Below are 22,811 nucleotides of genomic sequence, written 5' to 3'. Positions count from 1 at the left end.
TGGTGTACCTTCATCATGTGGGTACGAACGCCCATTCGCTGTCAAGTTATGAACCGCTTTCTGACTATCCTGCTTCTGTTTCTGACCATCTTGCCGTCCAACGCCCAAAAAAACCGACCCGCCGATAGTCGCGATCCGAATTACACCCGCAACTGGAAACGGGCCGACTCCTTAGCTAAAAGTGGGTTGGTCAAGTCGGCGCTGGAGGTTGTGAATCAGATCTATACACGGGCCAAAGCCGACCGCAACGACCCGCAGGTGGTTAAAGCGGCCATGTACCGGCTGATCTATCAACCCTACACGACCGAAGAAACCTATGCCGGGGTAATCGAATCGCTCCGGCGCGACATTGCCGATTTGCCCGCGCCCGCCCGTACGATTCTGCAATCGATTCTGGCAGAAACGTATTGGCAGTACTACGAGCGAAATCGCTGGAAATTCAACGAACGCAACACCGATGATAGTCCGTCTGGCGACCCGCGTACCTGGAATCTGCGTCGGTTGGTGGCCGAAACCGTTGCCGCCTACGAAGCCTCGCTGACTCCGGCTGATCTGCTCAAAAAAACACCCATCGACGCGTTTGAGGTGATCGTGAAAAAAGGCGACGACGATGCCCGCCCGCTCCGCCCGACGCTTTACGACTTTCTGGCGCACCGGACGCTGGCATTCTACAAGAACACGGAACCCGAAATTACCCGCCCCGCCAACCGATTTGAACTGGACCAACCGGCGTATCTGGCCGATGCTAATTCATTCGTTAGGGCGAAACTGACCAGTTCTGACAGCCTTTCACTAAATTTTCGGGCATTGCGGTTGTACCAGAACCTGATCGCCTTCCGCCAAACGGACCGTGCCGATGGGCTACAAAGCTCATTGGCGCTGGCTGATGTTGATGCGCAACGGCTGGCGTTCGTGCATCAACATAGTACCGAGGTGGATAAGGACGCACGGTATGAGCAAACGCTGGAACGTCAAATCCGGCTGTATAAAAACAAGCCCGCCGAGGTGTTCTATGGTCTCGCGCTGGTAGAATTATGGGCTGATTTGGGCGATAAAACTAAAACCGGTGGCTGGCGACGCAAAGCGGTTGACGTAGCGACCGATCTAATCAAGCGCTTCCCAAACTCGGGCATCGAAACCGCCAACGCCCGGCGCTTGCTCGACCGGCTTAGCCACCAATCGCTTGCCCTCACCGTTGAAGAAGGCAACGATCCCGATAAGCCCATCCGGGCGTCGGTGGGGTACCGCAACGTGCGGACGCTGCATTACCGCATTGTTCGGGTTAGTGTCGGGGAGCAAACCCGCCTTGACCGCCGACGCTACGATGCCGACAACAAACAACTGATTCGGCTGTATCTTAAACGTCCGGTTGTGCGGGAAGGAACAGTCAGCCTGCCCGACGACGGCGATTTGCAGGAACACCGCACGGAGATTGCCCTGCCACCCTTGCCGCTGGGCCATTACCTCGTGCTAACGTCGCCCACCGCCCGCCCGACCGACACGACGGAATTGCTGTCTTACACCTGGTTAACCGTTACGGCTATTGGTTATTTAGTTGGTCAACAACCTGCTACGATTCGGAACGAAGCGGGTTCTGGTAAGAAGCGTAACCCGACAGCCGATGAGGAAGAGTTCGTCGCTCAAGACCCGAAACTGTATGTGTTGAACCGACAAACGGGCCAGCCGATGGCCGGCGTTCGGGTAGATGTTATCAATGCCGATTACACTAAAAATAGTGAAGTGCCGCGCGTTGTGGGTACGGTACGCACCGATGTGAACGGTGGGCTGATTGTGCCGGACATGACAGTGTCGTCTGGCCGAAGCTACCGGTTCAGAATCATAACCCGACACGATTCGCTCGAAACGGAGCCGGTGTATTGGCCCGGCTACCAGGGCCGCACACTCAGCGACCCGAATGAGATTCGAGTGCTGCTATTCACCGACCGGGCCATCTACCGGCCGGGGCAACCGATCTTTTTCAAAGGCGTCCTTTACAATGGAGCCAAAAACGAGTTTCGGGTTGTGGCGAATGCGAAAACTGAAGCCACGCTGACCGACGTCAACGGTGAGGCCATCAGTTCGCTGACCCTGACGAGCAATGCCTTCGGTACGGTCGATGGGCAGTTTACGGCACCAACCGGACGATTGACGGGCGTAATGGTGATTCGAATTAACAACAGCCAGACCGTTGTTCGGGTGGAGGAATATAAACGCCCAACCTTCGAGGTGAAGGCTGAACCCGTGCGGGGCAGCTACAAACTGGGAGAGCCGGTTTCGGTGTCGGCTACGGCGAAAACATTCGCGGGGGCGGTGGTCGATGGGGCGTCGGTGCGCTACCGCGTGGTGCGTCGGCTACGACCCCGCTGGATTTGGTGGGACTGGTACGGACCGGGGGGGCGCGTACCGAATGGCGGGCGCGAATCGGAAGTTGCCAATGGCGTGCTCACAACCGATGCCACTGGCGCGGTGTCGCTGACGTTTGTGGCCCAACCGGACCCGGCCGTTGACCGCGTTACCAGCCCGTCTTTCAATTTCGCTATTACGGTCGACGTAACTGACCGAACGGGCGAGACCCGGTCGGCCGAACAAACGCTGACCATCGGCTATTCAGCCCTGACGGCCACGCTCGACCTGCCCGCCCAACTCGACAACCGCGACCGGTCCATTCCCCTGCGCGTGACCAACGCCGGGGGCGAACGCGTAACGACGACGGGGCAGCTTATCGTCTCGACCCTACAGCCGCCTGGCCAGCCGTTACGCAAACGACTCTGGGAACACCCCGACCGCTTCGCACTTGACCGCGATACGTTCAAAAAGCTGTTTCCGACTGATGTTTACACCAATGAAGATCAGCTACTTAACTGGCCTAAGGGCAAGGTTGTCGAAACGGTTACGGCCGACGGTGCCGATACGATCAAACTGGCCCTGAGTCGCTATCCCGCCGGAACGTATGCCGCCGAACTGCGCGTCACTGATGCAACTGGCGAAAACACTACCCTGACGCAGTATTTCACGGTCGTAACCGACGAAAAACCACTATCGACTGCCCAGCCAGACGGTTGGGTGAAGGCGTTGAATCCCGAAGTCAAACCGGGTCAGTCGGCCGCGTTTCTGCTGACGAATGGCGATTTAGGCGAGACTGGCCGGGCGTTGATGCGCGTGGTGCAGAACGGCCGGGTGCGCCAGGAACGCTGGGTTGCACTAACCGCCGAACCCGTTCGGGTTGAAGTTTCGATTACGAAAGCGCAGGTCGGTGGGTTTGTCGTATCGTTCACGAAGGTGCAGAATGGGCGGGTATACGACGTGTCGAAGTCAGTTGCCGTGCCAATGCCGGACAGAAATTTGCGTATTGAAACGCTCACATTTCGCGACCATCTCAAACCTGGCCAAGCTGAGCAATGGACACTGCGCATCAGCGGACCCGGCCGGTCCGCCGGTGCGGTGGATTCGCCAAGTAAAGAAAAACTACTGGCGGAAACCGTTGCAACGCTTTACGACGCTTCGCTGGATGCTTTCGTGCCGCTCACCTGGCCGACTTCTCCCTACCAGACGCCGTATCAGCCGATGCCACGGTGGTGGGCGCAGGGATTCAATACCGTCGCAAGTATCTTACTCATGTACACGTACCGGACGGTGGAGCCATTGGGCCGAAACTATGATATGTTAACCTGGGGGAAGTACAATCGACCAGGCGTGCAGCTACTACTGGACGACAACAATGCATTGAGTGAAGTCGTGGTGACGGGGTATGCAACGCGACAGAAACGCGATATGGCCGGGGCGGTTGCCATGAGGGGCGGAGGAGCCTTTGCCGAAGCAGGAATGGCTAAGGTAGAATCGTCTGTGGAGGCAGTAGTAGAACTGGAACCAGCGATTGCGGCTGAAAACGTTAATCCGAACAGGCCAATTGCTGCTAATCCCCGACGGAACTTCAACGAAACGGCGTTCTTCTTTCCCAAACTGCAAACTGATGCGCAGGGCCGTGTGCTGCTGAATTTCACTATGCCCGAAGCCCTCACGCGCTGGCGGCTAATGGCCTTTTCCCATACGCCCGACCTAAAAACCGGCTCGCTCAATCGGACGGTGGTGACGCAGAAGGAGTTAATGATTTCGGCCAATGTGCCCCGCTTTCTGCGCGAAGGTGACACACTCCGGCTCACTGCCCGCATCAACAATTTGATGGCAGCTACCGACCAGAACAAACCGCTGACGGGTATCGCTCATCTCGAAGCGCTCGATCCCGCAACTGGTCAGGCAATCACGACGCGGTTGTTCAATGCGTCAACGAGTCAGCCATTCACCGTAGCCAGCAGCCAAAGTGCCGCTCTTGCCTGGACGCTCGTCGTGCCGACGAATGTAGAAAATGTGACGTTCCGCGTTTCGGCGCAGGCGGGCGATTTCACTGATGCCGAAGAGCGAACAGTACCCGTGCTACCCAACCGGATGCTGGTGCTTGACTCGCAGCCATTTTACGTAAACGGATCGGAAAAGAAAGAGATTCGTCTGAAAGCACTAACTAACCAGAATTCAGAATTGCCAAGTCAGGCTGAGCGATTGACGGTCGAACTAACGAGTAACCCGGTCTGGACGGCGTTGCAATCGCTGCCCTATCTGGCGGAGTTTCCGCACCAGTGCGCCGAGCAGGTGTTCAGTCAGTTTTACGCTAATGCACTGGCCAGCCGCATTATCAACGCCCGCCCCGACATTCGGGCGGTAGCCGAAATCTGGGCAAAACAAGCCCCCGTTAATCCACTCGAAGCAAACCCCGAACTCAAGAGCGTAACCCTCAACGAAACGCCCTGGCGACGCGCTGCTCGTGACCAAACCAGACAACAGGCGCAGATTGGGCGGTTTTTGCAGGATGAAAATCTTTTGGCTGGTCAGCAGGTGGCGCTCGAAAAGCTTCAGCAACTGCAAACGCGGGAGGGTGGCTTCATGTGGTTTTCGGGAATGCCCGTTGATCGCACCATTTCGCTGCACGTCCTGACCGGCTTCGGACATTTAGCCAAGCTCGGCGTGGTATTGCCACCGAGACAGCAGACTATTGCTACTGCGCTAGAAGGCCGCGCCTTACAATTCGCCGACGAAGCCGCCCAGCAATGGGTAGAGCGGCAAAAGCAGCGCAAGGATGTTAACTACGGTGACTATTGGCCGGTACAATACCTCTACGCCCGTTCGTTTTATCCGGCGCAGCCCATCGCCGACAAGTCCGTGCGGGATTATCTACAGGCCAATATTACCAGAAACTGGTTGAAGCAGGGTATTTATGAGCAGGCCCTCACCGCGCTGGCCCTGCACCGGCTGGGTGATCGCCAAACGCCCATCGCCATCCTGAAGTCGCTTGGAGAACGCGCAGCCTCATCTTATGAACTGGGTATGTACTGGCCCGACAACCGGTCAGGCTATTATTGGCAGCAGGCTCCCATCGAAACGCAGGCTCTGCTTATCGAAGCGTTTTCTGAAATCACGAACGACACAAAAGCGGTCGATGCCATGAAACAATGGTTGCTGAGTCAGAAGCGTACGCAAGCCTGGCCCAGTACCAAAGCCACCACCGAGGCCATTTACGCCTTGCTTCTTTCCCCCATTTCGGAAAAGAGTAGCAACTGGCTCGATACAAAAGCCACCGCGGAATTACGGGTAGGAGGGAAGCTTATCGAAGCGAACGCCAATGAGCTAACGGGTTATCAGAAAGTGACGTACCAATCCGCCGACATCAAAACCGAACTGGGCGTTGTAGCGGTCAGTAAATCGGGCGCTGGACCAGTCTGGGGCGGTATCTACTACCAGCATTTTGAACCGCTCGACCGCGTGACGCCCTCATCAGAAACAAAGGACGCGATGGGAAGCCTGACGCTTACGAAGCAGCTATTCGTGCAGCACGATAGCCCGGCCGGACCAGTCAGTACGCTCGTTACCGACAAAACGCCCCTCAAACCCGGCGACCGCCTGCGCGTTCGCCTTGAACTCCGCAACGACCGCGACATGCAATACGTGCATCTGAAAGACAGCCGGGCGTCGGGATTCGAGCCAGCCGAAACGCTGTCGGGCTACAAGTATCAGAACGGCTTAAGCTACTACGAAGCGCTCCGCGACGCCAGCACCGACTTTTACCTGAGCAACCTGCCCCCCGGTACGCACGTTTTTGAATATGCGCTTCGCGTTGTCCACACTGGAGATTTCGCCACGGGCGTTGCCACCGTGCAATGCTTCTACGCCCCCGAATTCTCGGCCCGATCAACCGGCAACCGGGTTCACGTACCAACGGACCTCCGGGTCCGTTGAATCGCAGTTGATGGTTAGCCAAATTAGCTGCTTGTTTCTACTGTAGCACAGATTCGGAGGTTTGCTTCATCACCTCTTGCGCCACCCGCTCCCCCGAACGCACGGCCCCGTCAATGTAGCCGTTCCAGACGTCGGACGTTTCGGTTCCGGCCCAGTGAATCCGACCAACGGGTTGGCGCAGGACTGGGCCGAGGGTTGTCCAGAAGCCAGGACCGGGCACACCCGCGTAGCACCCACGTGACCATTCTTCGTTCATAAACGAATGGTCGAGGTAGCGAACGGGGGTGAGCGCTTCCGGCCCGAAAAACGTTGCGAACGCGTGTAGGGCCGATAGTTTTCGGTCCTCGTCCGACAATCCTGAGAACTCTTTGGCCTGATTACCCAGTACGAACCCCATCATCACGCCCTGACTACCATCTTCAGGAGAATTGTCAAACGTAACGGTAACGTGTCCATCGGGCGTAGCGGCCAGACCGTTCAGCCCCTGCTTGCGCCAGAACGGTTTGTCATAGATCGCGTAACACTTACAGACGGCTCCCATCGGCATCCGCTGAATGAGTTGGGCGCGTTGGGCAGGCAGCAGCGGTTGAAAGTCAATCCGGCTTTGCAGCGCGGGCGGCACCGTCATAATTACGCGCCGGGCCACGTAGGTTTCGCGTTCAGTGAAAATCTGAACGCGTTCACCCTCTTGTACAACAGCCCGAACGGGCGAGTTATAGATGATTCGCCCGGCGAACTGGGTGGCCATACGATCCGCTATTGTTTGAGCACCGCCCACGAATCGCTCTTCCTGTGCCCCATCTTTCACGTTCATCAGCGTGTCCAGATTTCGCCCTGATTTAACGTAGAACAGCGCGTGAAGTAATGAAATCTCGGCCGGATCAGCCGCCCAGATAGCCTCAACAGCAATCTTAAAAAACTGCCGGGCCACGTCAAATCGCATTTGCTGTTGCATCCACGTGGCCAGCGTCATCGAATCGAGTTGGCGGGCGTCAGGCGTTTTCCACGGCTCGGCCAGATCAACGGTTTGGGCTAATTTGTTCATTGCTTTAATGGCCATGTCCAAGCTCAGCAGTGCGCCAACAGGTAGGGGAGGAATCAGCCCTTTGTAACGTTTGACCTGCCCACGAAATAATTGGGTGCTCTTGCCCTGATCGAACGTCCTGAACGTTTCGACGCCAAATTCGCGGGCCAGTGCATAAATCCGGTCCTGCGATGGCCCTACCCAGGCCCCACCAAGATCGACGTATGAACCGTCGTCGAACCGCTGTGTATGTACTCGCCCCCCAACGCGGTCGCGGGCTTCGAGGAGCAGTACCTTTTTTTCGGCTTTGAGTAATTCACGGGTGGCAGTCAGACCTGCGTAGCCCGCACCGACAATGATGACGTCGAAAGGAACACCGGGTTCGGTCATGGTAGGTTTAGTAATAGAAACTGTAACCTACAAAAAAAGCCTGACAGCGAAAATTCGTGTCAGGCTTTCGATACCACGGACAGAAGTCCGTAACACCTTAAACGATTGCGTCGATCAGCGCCGTTACCAGGGAGACAACAAGACTAAACAGCAGCGCGGCAATGATGCCACTAACGGCAAAATTAGGTATCAGGTAATCGGCTAAGTAAACCATCAGCACATTGATAACCAGCAAGAATAACCCAAGCGTGATGATTGTAATCGGGATGGTCAGTACCGTTAGGATTGGCTTGATGAAGGCGTTGAGCAAACCCAGCACAACCGCGACAATGAGGTATGTTGTGGCTCCACCCGTGACGGAAATGCCTGGGATGAATAAACTGGCAACGTAAACGGCTACCGCGCTAATGAGAATGCGAATGATTATACCCATGTCAATCGTTGGTTTAGTGAATTGGTAAACATCAGAAACACCAACAACGAATGACTGGCATTGTTTAATTACCTCATTTGGCGTGGCGGCTTTCTAACACAGCTATGATGTCGTCGAGGTCCATGTTTTTCTGCTCCAGCAGGACCAGAAAGTGAAACAGTAAATCGGCCGCTTCACCCCGGAATAGGTCGTCATTGTCGTCTTTAGCTTCAATCACCAACTCAACGGCTTCCTCGCCCACCTTCTGCGCAATCTTGTTAACGCCCTTTTCGAATAACGATGTTGTGTAGGACGAATCGGATGGATTGACTTTCCGGTCGTGAATGATGCCCTGCAAATAATTGAGGAATTGGCCCCGACCTGGATTGGCCCGGCCTGGATTGGTGCGGCCTTGGTTTACCTCGTCGAAGCACGTGTCGGCTCCGGTATGACAGGTTGGTCCGTCGGGCGATGCTTTGATGAGCAGCGTGTCACCGTCGCAGTCGATCAGTATGTTGCTTACATGCAGAAAATTGCCGGACGTTTCGCCCTTGGTCCATAATCGTTGTTTGCTTCGGCTGAAAAACGTTACGATTTTTTCGGCAACGGTTTTGTCGTAAGCCTCGCGGTTCATGTAGCCCAGCATCAGGACTTTACCCGTCTGGGCATCCTGAATAACGGCTGGAATCAGCCCGTCGGGTGATTTTTCAAAATTAATTTCAGACACTCGTTAATCAGTTTTGATCAAATTCATAATGAGCTGAATCATCAGCTCTTTTGTCGACGGATCGCTTTGAGCAACCAGCAGGGCCAGCGCCACCAGCGCATTATCGTTTATTTTCAACGCCCCGTCACGGTTCAGGCGGTGTTTATTCTTCTCTAAAAACCACACAAACATAAACGATCCAATGCGTTTGTTGCCATCGCTGAACGGATGGTTTTTGATAATCAGATAAAGCAGGTTGGCGGCTTGTTCTTCAATGGTCGAGTACAGATACTGCCCGTCAAACGTTTGTACGATTGTTCCGAGGATGCCCTGAAAACCGTCAGACCGTTCTTTTCCGAACAGTTCGGACGCTTCTTTTTTGTCGATCAACTGCTGTTTTAACTTCCGAATAGCCAGCACAGCTTCGGTGTAATCAATCTCGTAGGTAATCAGCCCATTCAGGCCGTCTGACGGCACTTCATCAATATCGAACTGATTAAGCAACGAAAACGACTTAGCGTAATCAGTAATCAGCGCCAACAATCCTTTTGCTTCCCCTAATTTCAACTCCTCATCATTTGCCGTTTGCTGAAACAGCAACAACGTCCGTTGAATTTGCGTCAACTGATCCTGCTGCTGACGAAGTCGCTGCTCATTGAGGGTATAACCTTCGACAATATGATCTTTAAGAACTTTATTCGCCCAAATGCGGAATTGAGTTCCGCGCTTCGATTTGACGCGATAGCCGACGGAGATGATAACATCGAGATTAAAGTACTCAACTTGATACGTTTTCCCATCAGCGGCAGTTGTTGCATTTTTTGCAACAACTGAATCGTAACCCAATTCACCTTCGACAAATACATTTCGTAAATGGCGGGAGATGACGGATTTGTCCCGTTGAAACAGGTCCGTAATTTGATTAAGTGTCAGCCAGACGGTGTTCTCTTGCAAACGAACTTCCAAATTAGCTTGTCCATCTTCGGATTGGTAGAGTACGATGGGGTTTTCCATTGATTGTCAGCTACTAAAAAAGGCAACACGCGTTTTCGCACATTGCCTTACACAATCGTAAACGTACTATCGTTAGTTCCGAATCGTTTGAACGAACGACCGCATACTCTCCGGCGAGGTTCCATGATCGTCCAGATGCCGGATGAATGCGCTGCCGACGAAGGCCCCGTTCGCGTTTGCACAGGCCGCGTCGAACGTCTCGTGGTTGTTGATACCAAAGCCAATAAAGTAGGGATTGCGCAGATTCATACGTTGGATTCGCTCGAAATAAGCCCGCATTGGATCGCTGATCCCTGTAACGGCCCCAGTGATGCTCGCCGATGACACCATGTAAATAAATCCCTCTGACTCTTCGTCGATGAGCCGGATGCGCTCATCGGACGTTTGGGGGGTGATGAGACTAACGTTCAAAATGCCGTATTCACGGAACGTCGGCGCGTATTCGGCTAAGTACAAATCCAGCGGCAGGTCGGGTAGGATAACCCCATCGACGCCTACCTCTTGGCACCTCCGGCAGAAATTCTCGACGCCGTACTGAAGCACCGGATTAATGTAGCCCATCAGCAAAATCGGTATTGTGATCGGCTCCCCAGCCGATTCGTCCCGACAACCGTCCAACTGGGCGAACAGCTTTTTGAGCGACATACCGTTTTCCAACGCCCGGCCGTTGCTCTTCTGGATTGTCTCGCCGTCCGCAATGGGGTCGGAGTAAGGCATGCCAATCTCGACCAGATCCACGCCCGCCTGTTGCAAACCGCGCAGAATGGTCATGGTGTCGTCCAGATGCGGGAATCCGGCTGTGAAGTAGACGTTGAGCAACCGTTCGCTTTTGTGCGCAAGGAGATCGGTGATACGGTTCTGGGTGAGAGTCATTAGAGATACTTGGAATATGTACTCAAATCTTTATCCCCGCGCCCCGACAAACAAACCACGACAACATCATCGGCTTTGAGGTTCATCAGGGGCAGGGCGGCTAAGGCGTGGGCGGTTTCGATGGCGGGAATGATGCCTTCGAGCTTGCTGAGCTGGAACCCGGCCGCAATGGCGTCATCGTCCGTAATGGCGTAGAAATCGCCCCGGCCCGACTCGAATAGGTGCGCGTGGAGCGGACCGATACCAGGGTAGTCCAACCCCGCCGAAATGGAATACGGTTCGGTAACTTGCCCGTCGTCGGTCTGCATTAGAATCGTGCGGCTACCATGTAACACACCTGGCTTTCCAAGCGCCGTCGTCGCGGCTGAATGCCCCGATGTAACGCCCAGACCGGCCGCTTCAACTGCCACCAACCGCACTGACGGCTCCTCCAGATAATGAAAAAATGCTCCGGCTGCGTTGCTGCCGCCCCCCACACAGGCTACTACATAATCGGGGTTATCGCTGCCGGTTTTAGCGAACAGTTGTTTCTTGATCTCCTCCGAAATAACCGACTGAAACCGCGCGACCATATCAGGATAGGGGTGCGGCCCCACCACCGAGCCGATGATGTAGTGCGTATCGACGGGGTTATTAATCCAGTGGCGCATGGCCTCATTGGTCGCGTCCTTGAGCGTTTGACTGCCTGAGGTCGCCGGAACGACCGTTGCGCCGAGCATCCGCATCCGGTCGACGTTGGGTTGCTGCCGTTTCATATCGACGCTGCCCATATAAACAATGCATTCGAGGCCCATCAGCGCACAAACTGTCGCCGTCGCTACGCCGTGCTGACCGGCCCCGGTTTCGGCCACGATGCGTTTTTTGCCAAGCCGCTGCGCTACCAGAATCTGCCCGATCGTATTATTAATCTTATGCGCTCCGGTATGGCACAAATCTTCGCGCTTCAGATACACCGTTGCGCCAACCTCCGCCGAAAGTCGTTTGGCTAAGAATAGGGGCGTTGGCCGCCCAACATAGTCTTCAAGCAGTTGCCAGAACTCGGCTTGGAATGCAGGATCAGCGATGATCTGGCGGTAGTTCTGCCGCAGTTCCTCCACGTTCGGGTACAGCATTTCAGGAATGAATGCCCCGCCGAAATGGCCATAAAAGCCTTTATCGGAAACAGTGAAGGAGGTTTGTGGTTCGAGGGTAGTTTGCATAGCTATTTGTTCTTACACCGTCTCTTCTGCTTCCACCGGTCGTAACCGCGCGATCAGTTCTTTCACTTTCGCTACGTCTTTAACGCCCGGTGCGGTTTCAACCTGACTGTTGACGTCTACCCCGTAGAGTTTCATGCCCTTTAAAGCTGCCAATTGATCGAGGTTATCGAGGCCGATGCCGCCACTAATAAAAAATGGCTTCTCGTTATCGTAACGGCTCAAAATGCTCCAGTCAAACGTGTGGCCGTTACCGCCGGGTTGGTCGCCTTTGGCATCGAACAGGAAAAAGTCGCACTGAGCTTTGTAGTTGTTCAGCATCGAAAAGTTGAACGATTCATCGACCCGAAACGCCTTGATGAGGTTGATGCCCCGGTTGCGCAGGCTCCGGCAGAAATCAGGGGTTTCGGTACCGTGGAGCTGCACATATTGAAAATCGTATTTCTTAACGGTACGCAGAATAAACTCCGGGCTGGCATTAACAAAAACCCCCACTTTCCGAATCGAACGGGGGAGTGCCCGGACCACTTCTTCGTCTAACTCTTCACCCACAAAGCGGGGCGACTGGTCATAAAAGATAAACCCCACGAAGTCGGGACCAAGGGCGGCAATGGCCTTCAGGTTGTCGGCATCACGCAGACCGCACACTTTGATTTTCATAGTTGTACGAGTTAGATAGGTATGGTTGTCGAATTAAATTGAGCGACCAACCCCGCTAACGCTGCGGCTGGGTCGGGGGTTTTCATGAATGCTTCGCCGATCAGGAATCCGTCGAAACCAGCGCGGAACAGGGCCTGCATCGTAACGGCATCGTGCAAACCGCTTTCGGTGATCTTGGCAAACGTATCGGGAATGCGCTCAACTAATCGCATCGACGTGTCAATGGATGTAACGAAAGTCTTTAGGTTTCGGTTGTTGACGCCTACCAAATCGACGGTGTGCGTTAACGTACGATTAAGTTCGTCCTCATCGTGCACTTCCAGCAACACCTGCATGCCAACGTTATGGGCCAGTTCGCTGAGGTCGATAACCTGCTGGGGCGTCAGGCAGGCCGCAATAAGCAGCACGACGTCGGCTCCCCACGCTTTAGCTTCGAGAATCTGATAGTCGTCAATGATGAAGTCTTTGCGCAGGATGGGCGTTTCGGGGTTGGCGAGCCGGGCAACCTGTAAATCGGCGGGGAGGCCGCCAAAGAACGGCTCATCAGTCAGCACCGAGAGCACAGCCGCACCCGCCCGCACGTAGCCCTGGGTGGTGGCTGTTACGTCGGCCCGGTCGTTGATGATACCTCTGGAAGGAGACTTACGTTTGAATTCGGCGATAATACCCGTGGAGCGGAAGTCCTGAACCGCGTCCCGTGCTGACAGCGGCATTCGCTTAAAGTCGGGCATCGCTTCCAGCGCCGATATTGGCGTAGCCGCCATTCGCTCGGCGATTTCGATGCGTTTCTGAGCAACTATCTGGTCTAAAATCGTCATGTTCTGTCTCGTTGACCTCACCGCCCCGGCGGCCTCTCGGGGAGAGGGGCCGCCGGGGCGGTGAGGTCAATTCATTAATTTCTTAAAGCATCCCAACGCCCGGCCGCTTTCCAACGATTCGCGAGCCATCGACACGGCTTCTTCACGGTTTTCGGTCTTGTCGGCAGCCAGCAAAGCCATTGCCGAATTGGCCAGAACCGCCTGTTTCTGGGCCGGTGTTGCTGCGTCGTTCAGTACGTTCATAAAAATTTGTGCTGACTCATCCAACGTTCGGCCACCCGCTAATGATTTGGCGTTTAATGCGCTCATTCCCAAATGCTTTGGCTCCAAAACTTGCTCTGTGTGGTTACTTATCACCTTAAACGCCCCCGTCAGTGAAATTTCGTCGTAGCCATCGAGCGCGTGCAAGATCATAAACCGCTTGTCTGTCTGCTGATAAAGGTACGCATATAATCGAGCCAATTCAAGGCTGAAGACGCCAACAAGCTGTTTTTGAGGGCGTGCGGGGTTTACCATCGGGCCTAATACGTTGAAGAACGTTTTCACGCCCAGCTCTTTCCGAATCGGTCCGACGTTCTTCATGGCGGGGTGAAACAGGGGCGCGTGCAGAAAACAGATGCCCGCCGTTTCCATCTTACGCTGCAACTCGCCTACGTCGCTCGTGAACCGGTAGCCGAGGTGTTCCATCACCGTTGAGGAGCCGACCAATGACGAGACGCCATGATTGCCGTGCTTGGCCACGCGCTGACCCGCCCCGGCTACTACAAACGACGACAATGTTGAGATATTGAACGTGTCTTTACCGTCGCCCCCGGTGCCGCAGACGTCCATTGGATCGTAGGCCGCGAGATCGACGGGCAGACAGAGTTCGAGCATGGCGTCGCGGAAGCCTTCGAGTTCTTCGACGCGCAGGCTCCGCATCATGTACACAGTCAGGAACGACGCAATCTGGGCCGGGTTGTATTCGCCCCGCCCAATGCCAATCAGCGTTTGTTTCGCCTGATCTTTGGACAGTGTCTTGTACTCAAACAGGTGGTTTAAGATTGCTTTCATTTTCAGTAAGTGAATGAGCGAGTTAGCGAACAGCGATGTACCAAACATTCACTCATTCGCAATTCACTAATTAATTTCTTATCCAGTTTTTTATCATTTGCACACCGTTCTCCGTCAGCACGGATTCGGGGTGGAATTGTAATCCCTTCACGTCATGCCGGACGTGCGACAGGGCCATTACGCGGCCGTACTCGTCTACCGCCGTCGTACGCAGGTCGGCAGGCATGGAGCCGGGTACGACCGTCCACGAATGGTAACGGCCCACCGTCAGTTCATTGGGGATATCAGCGAAGAGCCGGTCGGAGTGGTCGGTGATGGTGGTCCGGTGCGCTACGCCGTGCAGCACGTCGCCGAGGTTTTCGAGCGTTGCACCGTACACTTCGCCAATGCCCTGATGCCCTAAGCAAATTCCCAGAATACTCTTCGTAGCGCCGTACTCCCTGACTAAATCCTGCATAATACCCGCTTCAGAAGGAATACCCGGCCCCGGCGAGAGCATAATTTTGTCGTACTGATCCGCTTCGTCAACGGTCAGTTTGTCGTTCCGAATCACGTCGGGTCGGTAGCCCAATTCCCGCAGAATGTAGACCAGATTGTAGGTAAACGAATCGTAATTATCTAAAACGAGAAGACGCATAATGAATAATGATTAATGTAAAATGGATAATGCGCGCTTATTCGACAAGGCGACATTGTTCATTATCCATTTTACATTGTGCATTTAAATACTTTTTGCCTGTTCAATGGCCATCCGCAGGGCGGCTAACTTATTGTGAACTTCTTGTAGTTCGCTTTCCACGACGGATTTGGCCACCACACCGGCCCCCGCCTGATAATAGAGCCTATTGTCTTTACTCATGAACGTGCGAATCATAATCGCGTGGTTAAACTCGCCGTCGAAACCCATGTAGCCGATGCTGCCGGAATAAAACGAGCGGCTCAGGCTTTCGTAGCGGTCGATGAGCTGCATGGCGTTGTGCTTGGGTGCGCCCGACAGCGTACCGGCGGGAAACGTTTCGGCCACGATCTGGAGTGGGTCAGCGTCGGCGGTGAGGTCGCCGACAACCTTCGAGACGAGGTGGATGACGTGCGAATAATACTGGACCTCTTTAAACGTCTCGACTTTTACTACGTCGCAGTTGCGGCTGAGGTCATTGCGGGCAAGGTCGACCAGCATCACGTGCTCGGCCGATTCTTTCGGGTCGTCATACAGTTTCTGGGCTAGTTCGGCATCGCGGGTGTCGTCGCCGGTGCGCCGGAACGTTCCGGCAATGGGATAGATAGTGGCCTTTCGATCCTTAACGACAATCTGCGATTCGGGTGAGGAGCCGAAAATCTTGTAGTTGCCGTAGTCGAAATAGAACAGGTACGGCGACGGGTTCAGCGACCGTAACGCCCGGTAAACATTGAATTCGTCACCTTGGAACGGCGTCTCAAACCGCCGGGACAGCACAATCTGGAACACGTCGCCCCGCTGGCAATGATCTTTCCCTTTCTGAATCACAGCCCGAAACTCGTCGTCGGTGAAATTGGATTGTTCCGGTCCAGCTACGCTGAACGTGTAGGTTGGGTAGTTGCGGCCCGTAATCAGATCGCTGATGTCATCTAATGTGCTGCTGGGTTCAGTGTCGCCGTCGCGGAGATAGCTATGCTCAAACAGGTACAACTCATCTTTAAAGTGGTTGATGGCGATTACGTAGCGATAAACGGCAAAGACGGCCGCTGGTATCTGATTCTCGGTCGGCACGGGCGCGTGGAGCGTAATGTCTTCAAAGCTCTGCACGGCCTGGTAGCTAAAATACCCAAACAGGCCATTGTTGATGAAGGGAAACGGCGCTTTCTCGTGGGCAAAACTGTCTTTGAATCGTTTTAACGAGTCCAGCATTCCACTCGCAGGTACGTCGCTTGTCTGCTCGTCCTCGCCCGGCATCTGCGTCGTCAACTGCTGATTTTCGTACGAGAACCGGGCAACGGGATCGAACGCGATGTAGGAAAACGTGTTGTCGTTGCCGTGGTAATCTGAGCTTTCGAGCAGGATGCTGTTGCGGTACCGGTCGCGGATGCGCAGGTAAATACTAACCGGCGTAATGATGTCGGCCAGCATTCGCTTGTGCCGACTAACGACGCGGTAGGTGGTTGGAGGAGCAAGGGTGGTCATGGTTGTTTGTCATGCTGACGAAGGAAGCATCTTCGTTGGGTGGCCGTTAGTTGAAGCGAAAACTATTTGTCGCTACCGAAGATGCTTCCTCCGTCAGCATGACAAACAAAAAAATAAGGCTCACCGGGATTGACGGTGAGCCTTTGATAGTGCTGATATAAAACACAAAGCGGCAACCTTCATCCCAAATGAGAAGAATGCCACCACCAAATCAAGTTTACCGAGTTCTTCATAATACTTAAATAGTGTATAAGTGTTCAGGTGTTTCGTGTTCCGATACTCACACACATACACACTTAAAAATCCTTTTCTCGCTTTGTCGGGGTGGCGGGATTCGAACCCACGACCTCTACGTCCCGAACGTAGCACGCTACCAGGCTGCGCTACACCCCGAATGGGTTACAAAGGTAAAATTATTGTTTTTCAGATGAGCGTGTAAACGGGTAAATTTTTCCAGATAAATTTCGCCAGATCATCCGGTACTTCCCACGGTAACAGATGTCCGGCTCCATCAATTATTTCCCGCGTAACGTCGGTCAGGTAAGGCAGTGTCATCGTTCGCTGAACATCTGGCGGCAACGCACGATCCTCGGAGCCGACGATAATCCGCACGGGAACATTGATGCTGGTCATCCGGGCCGAAATGTCTTCGTTGCTGCCCTGCAACAGCCAGGCATCCCAGGCAGGTTTAGCTGTGCGCAGATTATCCGCGATGATTTGTTCCTGCACAGCTTCGGAAACGGGGACCGCCGTTGTGTTCTTAACCATCTTTTCGGCGGCTAATCGCTTGCCGTAACCCGCCAGTAATTTCTGCCGCTCGTCGGCCGGTATTGGTTCGGGAACGGGTGGAGAAGGTGACACCAACAGCAGCGACTGCAAGCCAACGGGTTGCCGACTGGCCAGCGCCAACGCCACTTTGCCGCTCATCGAATGGCCCACCAGCACAAAGTCGTCAACGCCCAATGTGATCAACAAGTCAGCTACGTCGTCGGCCATATCGTCCACGGCGTACTGGGTTGATGGCGAATCCACCACACCGGCGGATCGGCTGGGAGCATCAGAATCGCCGTGGCCGCGCAGGTCAATGGCAATGCACCGATACTCACCTGATAGCTGATTCATCACGCCCTGCCATTCCCGCGCCGACCCGCCAAAGTAGTGCAGGAATACCAGCGTTAGTAACCCGTCGCCCTGTTCGAGAACGTTGAGCAGGATGTTGTTCACGTTGTATCGCATCACATCGCCACTTTAAGCCGGGCCGGGCGGTCGGTTATTTCAAGCAGTTCGGCGTGAGGGACAATGGTAATCTGGCCAAATTCTTTGAGCAGGTTCTTGTACGCTTCACACACGGGTCGGGGCTTGCGGTCGAGGTCATACAGGCCGCATTCATTGACATGGTTTTTTACGTCGGCGAGCTGAATGTCCCAGTCAATCTGGTCAATCAGGCTGTACCAAGTGAAGCCCAGCACGGGAATCCCGTCCCGGCGCATCCGCATCACGCTGATCCACTGCTTATAAAGCCACATCGGTGCCTGGTCAGCCTCAAACACATTCGTTTCGGTGTGCATCACCGGCAGCTTGTACCGTTCGTAGTAATCTTTCGTAATCTCGTACCAGCCTAAGACATCCATCGACGTTTGGATACTGCCATCCGACAGTTTAATGCGCTCATTTCGGCCGTAGTAATCGTTACCCATAATCTGGTAACCGGGCGGCTTGCCAACCATAAACCAGTCGTATTCCTGCCGCGTCATGCCGTTGTCCATCAGGTACATAAACACCGTTGCTGAGGGCGCGTTAGCGTACAGTAAATCGAGCGAGAGGAACCGAAGTTCGTTGTCCAATATGGTTTGGGCGCAGGGCGTGGCGCAGAGTTCATGCGTGTATTCCGCACTTTCACTTTGCACAATCACGCAGTCGTTCCGCTGTTTGGCAATCTGCTGCGTCCCCATGATGCTGGCCGCTACGGCGTGTTTCATGGCCGTCACGAAGCCTTTTTCGGTCTTGAGCTGCTCATTCCAAACGCCGTCTTTGCCGCTGATGCGGGCTGTTACGTAAATCTCATTAACGGGCGTGTAGTACCGAACCCACGGATAGCGTTTGGCAACAGCCCCGGCGTATTCGGCGAAATGAACAGGCAGTTCGGGGTTCTGAAAATTCTCGATCCAGTCCGGCACACCAAAGTGCATCAGGTCCAGAATGGGGATAATGTCGAGCCGCTTCATCTCGTTCATCACTGCGTCGGCAAAACTCCAGTCGAACTTGCCCGGTGCTTTATGAATGCTGTAATACGGCAGGCCGTATCGCAGTACCCGCAGCCCCATTTCTTTTACCAGGCCTAAGTCCTCTTTCCAGCGGTCGTAGTGGCCGCATTCGCGCAGTTGGTCGCGCCGGACTTTGCCGTTCTGAATGGTTGGGTAGGAGCATTCGATGCCCGTGGCGAACATGAAATTGCCCGGATTCGCGTCGGGCAGGCCGCTACCGTCGTGGCCACCCGCTCCGCCAAACTGGTCACCGGCATAATCACCGTCGCCAAACTGTTTTTTAATATTCTGAAGGAAATTCATAAGGAAGTCGTAGGACGGGAACGCCCGTGCGGTCATAAGTTGTAAAATCGTAAGTAGCTGACGCTTGCGCTGACCTACTTATGACCTTACGACTTGTTTAGAAACTGGTCGGCTGTTCGCAATGCCAGGGCCATGATTGTCAGGGCTGGATTCACGCTCAGGGCACTCGGAAATGTCGAATTGTCACTGATGTACAGGTTCGGAATATCGTAAGACTGCCCATTCGCGTTTACCACGGCCGTGTCGGGGTTGTTACCCATACGGCAGGTGCCAATGATGTGCGCATTTCGCGGAAACGTCCAGACATTTTTAGCCCCGGCAGCTTCCCAGATACCACGCATAATTTTGTCGGCATGGGCTGTCATGCGCGTTTCATTTTCGCCGTTGGAAAAGTAGATCCGGGGTTTGGGTAGGCCCCGGATGTCTTTTTCGTCGGACAACTCCAGAAAATTGCCGTCGTAGGGCAAACAGTCGCCGAGAATGTTTATTCCTGCGACGTGGTTGTAAGCCGCAGCCGCCCGCTTAAGCTCCGGCCCCCACAAACCCCGGCCCCGTGCCATTTGGCTGACATACGTAACGGGCATAACACCAATGGACTGGAGCAGGTAGCCACCCGCAAAATCAGCCGGTACGCCGGACCGCTTATGCGGCCGGTGCGTATCCTCCGAAATCAGCGCACCAGGAATGCCTTTGTAGGGCCGCACATCCTCCTCGAATTCGCCCCAGATTTGCAGGGCCGTATGCGCCATCACGTTCCGGCCAACCTGCCCGCTGCTATTGGCAATGCCGTTCAGGAGCAGCAGACGTGGGGTTTCAATGGCCCCGGCGCACAGAAATACGTACCGGCATTTTTGCCTTTCTTCCTGCCCATTACGGATGTAAATGACCTCGCTGATATTGCCTGCTGCATTGCGTACAAACTGAGTAACGAAGCATTCCGGGCGTATTTCGGCTCCGTGGTGGATAGCCAGTGGAATGTAGGTTACATCCATGCTGGCTTTTGCCCCGTTGTTACAACCGGCCTGGCAAAAGCCCCGATTTGTGCAGGCGTGCCGGTAGCCAACGCCTTCCTGGTAATACCCCGCCGACAATGCCGCGTTGGCCGCTGGTGACGTACTGATGCCCAATTCCCGGCAACCCCGCTCCATCAATTGCCCCGCCCCGTTGATAGGCAACGGCTTCAGCGCGTAGGCTTTCTTGCGGGCCGGTCCCCACGGGTACGGCGACGGACCCGACACGCCCAGAAACTGCTCAACTTCGTCGTAATACGGTTCAATCTGGTCGAAACCGAACGGCCAGTTTTCACCCACGCCGAAATCGGTACGGAGTTGCAGATCGTCGGGTTGGGCGCGGGGCGTGTAGGCGGTGTAGTGCAGTGTCGAGCCGCCGACACCGATGCCGGAGTTGTTATTACCAAAGGGTAGCGGGTCGTTTCCTGCGCTCAGGCGCTCGTCATTCCAGAACAGTTTGTCCTGCGCCCGCTCGTCGGTGGCAAAGTCTTTGGCGGGGTTCCAGTGCTTGCCCGCTTCGAGCGCTACAACGCGCATACCGGCAGCCGCTAATCGCGCCAGCAACGGTGCTCCGCCCGCTCCGGTGCCGATGATCACGGCGTCGACAGTTTCATCTCTCATGAGTTCTTCTCCCGATCTTCCAACTGATCCAGTCCAATGCGTTGCCAAGCTGGTAAATCGGCCATGCCGACGTATCCGATTTCTTCCTGCGCCAAGGGGTGGCTGTAGTAGTTCTCCACTGCTTCGGCCAGCAACTCCTCAAAGAAGCGGACAGCGGGAAGCGTTTGCCAGGTGGCACCGGGTGCATCGCCCGTTTGAATTAAACTGATGACTTTGTCCTGCTGATCGTCGGAAAGTTGGCGGAAAGACTGTTCAAACAATATTTGCGCACTTTCTTCTACTCCTGCTAACCCCTGTTTGTAAGCGTCACTGTCGGTAGGCATCACCTCGTACCGCCAGCCGTTCGTCTTGTTTTGGGTAAGCCGTTCGTCAATGCCGCCTGCTATGTCGATGGGTTCCGGGCGGTTATCTTGCGGAATCAGCCGGTTGCAGACGGCTTGTAACAACGCAGATTCATCCATCGAAAAAAAGGTTGACAATCGAAGCGGAGCGTTCAGTCGTTCAGTTAGTACCTGCCGGGTGGCATCGGTAACATGGTCAGTGGCCAGCAACACACGGGCCGTGTTGGGTGAATGATGCATAATGGCTAATAAAAAATATACAATGGAATGGATTGGGGCAGATGGCTAAGGCTTGCAAACCGACATTATCCATTACCCATTAAACATTATGTATTTACCTCATCCCAGCTTTCCCCCCGTTACCTCCACAATGCTGCCGGTCATGAAGCTGCCGTCGCTGGAAGCCAGCAGGACGTAGGCCGGAGCCAGTTCTTCGGGTTGACCGGGGCGGGCCAGCGCTACTTCGTGCCCGAAGTTTTTGACCTCATCTTTGGGCATCGTCGCCGGAATGTTGGGCGTCCAGACGGGGCCGGGAGCCACGCAGTTGACGCGGATGTTGCGCTCACCCAACTGCAGCGCCAGCGACTTTGTGAACGTATGTATAGCGGCCTTGGTCGCTGTATAATCCACTAAAATCGGGTGGCCAACGATGCCGACAATACTGCCTGAGTTCACAATGGCGTCGCCTTCGTGGAGATGGGGGAGGGCGGCCTGCGCCATGAAAAAGTATGCCAGAATATTGGTGTCAAACGTGCGCCGGAGTTGCTCTTCACTGATGTCTTCCAACTTCTCCTGCGCCATCTGGTAAGCTGCGTTGTTGACCAGAATATTCAGCTTACCGTATTTTTCAACCGTTTGCCGAATGGCGTCTTCACAATTGGCTTTCTGCCGAACGTCGGCCTGAATTACTAAGCACGACCGGCCCTTCGATTCAACTAAGCGCTTCGTGTACTTGGCGTCGTCCGTGTTTTCGTTGTAGACAATAGCTACGTCGGCACCTTCCATGGCAAAGGCAATCGCTACGGCCCGGCCAATACCAGAGTCGGCCCCAGTAATAATGGCGACTTTACCGGTAAGTTTACCCGCTGGTTTGTAGTTCGACAGATCACTATCGGGGGCGGGGTCCATGTCCGACTGTCGGGCGGGATAGGGAAGTTGCTGACCGGGAATTTCGTTGGCTTTGGGCCGAAATTCAGTTGCTTCCATAGTAGTGTTGAGTGGTGAATTGTAAACAGAGTAAACCGTCGTTTAAGAATTTTGTTGGCCGGTTACTAAAACAGCCCCCTAACTGACCTTTGTTGAACAGTCGACGGGCATGAGTCGTTTACCGTAGACTTTCGGAACCACTGAATTAACCCGAAATAATGCTAACTTTAACTAATCAAATCATGTAATATGGCACAGTATCAACTCGTTGAGAAGCACGACATCGAAAAACATAGTGAGTATTTTGAGGTGCGGACCACCCAGACTGACAAACCCCGAAGCCTATTCTTCACTACCAATGAAGAAAACCTGGAGGATGTTGCCGCTGAGATTATTAAAGATGAGCTGCCCGGAACGGAACACTGGACCATTATTCCGCACCGCAAGAGCCACGAGAATCAAATGTACGACATAGGATAAAGTGCAGAAGGAGTAAGGTGTTGTAGGCGTAAGGCTTGCGTCAGTCCTTTACCCCTT

Annotated in this window: 18 protein-coding genes and 1 tRNA gene; 2 read left to right on the top strand and 17 right to left on the bottom strand. The window is 54.4% G+C overall.

Annotated elements, in window-relative coordinates; genetic code table 11:
- The first annotated feature begins 48 nt into the window (after positions 1 to 48).
- Positions 49 to 6,285 (top strand): alpha-2-macroglobulin family protein, encoded by a 6,237-nt coding sequence (locus ACYVHB_RS14225; RefSeq protein WP_461052406.1) that lies wholly within the window; start codon positions 49 to 51, stop codon positions 6,283 to 6,285.
- A gap of 37 nt (positions 6,286 to 6,322) precedes the next feature.
- Here the strand turns inward: ACYVHB_RS14225 and ACYVHB_RS14220 are convergent, their stop codons facing one another.
- The 17 genes from ACYVHB_RS14220 to ACYVHB_RS14140 form a co-directional block, all read right to left on the bottom strand.
- Positions 6,323 to 7,699, bottom strand: a complete 1,377-nt coding sequence (locus tag ACYVHB_RS14220) for a flavin monoamine oxidase family protein (protein ID WP_461052405.1) — start codon at positions 7,697 to 7,699, stop codon at positions 6,323 to 6,325.
- Between the two features lie 97 nt (positions 7,700 to 7,796).
- Positions 7,797 to 8,132, bottom strand: coding sequence for a phage holin family protein (locus ACYVHB_RS14215; protein WP_461052404.1), 336 nt, complete (start codon positions 8,130 to 8,132; stop codon positions 7,797 to 7,799).
- A gap of 73 nt (positions 8,133 to 8,205) precedes the next feature.
- Positions 8,206 to 8,838 (bottom strand): bifunctional phosphoribosyl-AMP cyclohydrolase/phosphoribosyl-ATP diphosphatase HisIE, encoded by a 633-nt coding sequence (gene hisIE / locus ACYVHB_RS14210; protein WP_461052403.1) that lies wholly within the window; start codon positions 8,836 to 8,838, stop codon positions 8,206 to 8,208.
- A 3-nt stretch (positions 8,839 to 8,841) separates the two neighbouring features.
- Positions 8,842 to 9,831, bottom strand: coding sequence for a RhuM family protein (gene rhuM, locus ACYVHB_RS14205; RefSeq protein WP_461052402.1), 990 nt, complete (start codon positions 9,829 to 9,831; stop codon positions 8,842 to 8,844).
- Between the two features lie 72 nt (positions 9,832 to 9,903).
- A complete protein-coding gene (gene trpA, locus ACYVHB_RS14200; protein WP_461052401.1) occupies positions 9,904 to 10,704 on the bottom strand; it encodes a tryptophan synthase subunit alpha in 801 nt (266 codons plus the stop codon).
- The gene (gene trpB, locus ACYVHB_RS14195) at positions 10,704 to 11,903 is read right to left on the bottom strand and encodes a tryptophan synthase subunit beta (protein WP_461052400.1); all 1,200 of its coding nucleotides are present in this window, start codon (positions 11,901 to 11,903) and stop codon (positions 10,704 to 10,706) included. Before trpB ends, trpA begins: the two co-directional genes overlap by 1 nt.
- 12 nt (positions 11,904 to 11,915) lie before the next feature.
- Positions 11,916 to 12,560, bottom strand: coding sequence for a phosphoribosylanthranilate isomerase (locus ACYVHB_RS14190; RefSeq protein ID WP_461052399.1), 645 nt, complete (start codon positions 12,558 to 12,560; stop codon positions 11,916 to 11,918).
- An 11-nt stretch (positions 12,561 to 12,571) separates the two neighbouring features.
- Positions 12,572 to 13,378: an indole-3-glycerol phosphate synthase TrpC gene (gene trpC, locus ACYVHB_RS14185; RefSeq protein WP_461052398.1), complete on the bottom strand. Its 807-nt coding sequence runs from the start codon at positions 13,376 to 13,378 to the stop codon at positions 12,572 to 12,574.
- Positions 13,379 to 13,444: 66 nt separating this feature from the next.
- Positions 13,445 to 14,431, bottom strand: coding sequence for an anthranilate phosphoribosyltransferase (trpD, locus tag ACYVHB_RS14180; protein WP_461052397.1), 987 nt, complete (start codon positions 14,429 to 14,431; stop codon positions 13,445 to 13,447).
- Positions 14,432 to 14,501: 70 nt separating this feature from the next.
- Positions 14,502 to 15,068: an anthranilate synthase component II gene (locus ACYVHB_RS14175; protein ID WP_461052396.1), complete on the bottom strand. Its 567-nt coding sequence runs from the start codon at positions 15,066 to 15,068 to the stop codon at positions 14,502 to 14,504.
- Between the two features lie 84 nt (positions 15,069 to 15,152).
- Positions 15,153 to 16,589 (bottom strand): anthranilate synthase component I family protein, encoded by a 1,437-nt coding sequence (locus ACYVHB_RS14170; RefSeq protein WP_461052395.1) that lies wholly within the window; start codon positions 16,587 to 16,589, stop codon positions 15,153 to 15,155.
- A gap of 319 nt (positions 16,590 to 16,908) precedes the next feature.
- Positions 16,909 to 16,982 (bottom strand) — tRNA-Pro (locus ACYVHB_RS14165).
- 30 nt (positions 16,983 to 17,012) lie between these two features.
- Positions 17,013 to 17,825, bottom strand: coding sequence for an alpha/beta fold hydrolase (locus ACYVHB_RS14160; RefSeq protein WP_461052394.1), 813 nt, complete (start codon positions 17,823 to 17,825; stop codon positions 17,013 to 17,015).
- Complete coding sequence (locus ACYVHB_RS14155; RefSeq protein ID WP_461052393.1) at positions 17,825 to 19,192, bottom strand: family 1 glycosylhydrolase; 1,368 nt, start codon at positions 19,190 to 19,192, stop codon at positions 17,825 to 17,827. Before ACYVHB_RS14155 ends, ACYVHB_RS14160 begins: the two co-directional genes overlap by 1 nt.
- A gap of 50 nt (positions 19,193 to 19,242) precedes the next feature.
- Positions 19,243 to 20,787, bottom strand: a complete 1,545-nt coding sequence (locus tag ACYVHB_RS14150; protein WP_461052392.1) for a GMC family oxidoreductase — start codon at positions 20,785 to 20,787, stop codon at positions 19,243 to 19,245.
- Positions 20,784 to 21,368 (bottom strand): gluconate 2-dehydrogenase subunit 3 family protein, encoded by a 585-nt coding sequence (locus ACYVHB_RS14145; RefSeq protein ID WP_461052391.1) that lies wholly within the window; start codon positions 21,366 to 21,368, stop codon positions 20,784 to 20,786. The genes ACYVHB_RS14150 and ACYVHB_RS14145 overlap by 4 nt, the downstream gene beginning before the upstream one ends.
- Before the next feature lie 99 nt (positions 21,369 to 21,467).
- A complete protein-coding gene (locus ACYVHB_RS14140; RefSeq protein WP_461052390.1) occupies positions 21,468 to 22,334 on the bottom strand; it encodes an SDR family oxidoreductase in 867 nt (288 codons plus the stop codon).
- Positions 22,335 to 22,523: 189 nt separating this feature from the next.
- On the opposite strand from ACYVHB_RS14140, the gene ACYVHB_RS14135 reads away from it, so the two are divergent.
- Positions 22,524 to 22,754: a hypothetical protein gene (locus tag ACYVHB_RS14135; protein ID WP_461052389.1), complete on the top strand. Its 231-nt coding sequence runs from the start codon at positions 22,524 to 22,526 to the stop codon at positions 22,752 to 22,754.
- Positions 22,755 to 22,811 lie beyond the last annotated feature (57 nt).

Source organism: Spirosoma arcticum (assembly GCF_054779955.1).
The sequence above is the reverse complement of the archived record's forward strand: the minus strand, read 5'-3'. Positions and strand labels throughout refer to the sequence as shown.